Genomic DNA, 931 nt, shown 5'->3' with positions numbered 1-931 from the left:
CGAGATAACACCCCCTCCCACAGGCGAAGAGGAGGATGAGTCTGTTCCGGAAACACCGAAAGAGGCTTTGGAAGAACCACAACTCCCCATCCGAACACGTCGCAAGAATACAGCCAAAGGAGATTACATCTCACTCTTCATGCACCGCAATGACCTATACGACCGCAAGGCAATCTACATCTCCAAGGAGTTGCAGGACAAACTGTCGGAAATCGTCCTCTTCATCCGAAAGAGAGAGATGACATTGGGTATGTACGTGGAAAACATCCTTCTCAAACATTTGGAGGACTACAAGGAAGAAATCAACCGATTAAGTGAAAAGAACTTCAAGAAATTATTGTGATATGAAACAGAAAACAAACCGACCAATGGCAGGTAACAAGTCCTGCAGAGAACGAAAAAGCGTCTCTTCAAAAGTAACCATCCGTAACTCCACCACGCTCATCGAGCATTCCGAGGGAAACCCTACAGGTCTCCTTCAGGAAGAGAGAAGCGATTACGAAACCGCCTTTCTTCAACCTCTGAACATCGGAGACCGAAAGGGCGTGTTCATTTCCAAAAAGACACAGGAAGAGATTTCCGAAATCGTCTATGTGGCAGCCGCAGGCAAACTGACGATCGGGGCATTTGTAGAGCATATCCTCCGGCACCACTTAGAGATACATCGCGATGAGATAGACATCTTGTTCGAGCAACAGTTCCGTAAACGTTTCGAGCGATGAAGCAGATCGTCTTTATTCTGCTGTCGGTAGGCTTAGCCTATCTCGGTAGCGTAGAGGTCGCCTGCTTCCTGTACGGACGCTATCGGAGTGCCGTAAGACTCTACCGTGACTTGCAACTCTTTTTCAAGGAACGGGGCAAAGGGAAAGTCGTCGTTACCATCCGTATCCCCAAAAGGGAACCCTCCCAAGAGGAGAATATCCTTTTAGCC

At 48.1% G+C, this 931-nt stretch carries 2 protein-coding genes and 1 pseudogene; all 3 read left to right on the top strand.

Annotated features, from left to right (window positions below):
- The first annotated feature begins 4 nt into the window (after positions 1-4).
- A complete protein-coding gene (locus BN93_RS15925) occupies positions 5-343 on the top strand; it encodes a DUF3408 domain-containing protein (protein WP_394329938.1) in 339 nt (112 codons plus the stop codon).
- A 25-nt stretch (positions 344-368) separates the two neighbouring features.
- Positions 369-722 carry a DUF3408 domain-containing protein gene (locus BN93_RS15920; RefSeq protein ID WP_004341656.1) on the top strand — a complete coding sequence of 118 codons (354 nt, stop codon included), beginning with the start codon at positions 369-371 and terminating at the stop codon, positions 720-722.
- Positions 719-931, top strand: a pseudogene (locus BN93_RS18875) (hypothetical protein); the annotation flags it as partial. The gene BN93_RS15920 and the pseudogene BN93_RS18875, both read left to right, overlap by 4 nt.

Source organism: Prevotella conceptionensis 9403948, assembly GCF_000312305.1.
In the GTDB taxonomy this organism is placed as follows: Bacteria; Bacteroidota; Bacteroidia; order Bacteroidales; family Bacteroidaceae; genus Prevotella; species Prevotella conceptionensis.
This window is presented reverse-complemented; position numbering and strand designations above follow the sequence as displayed.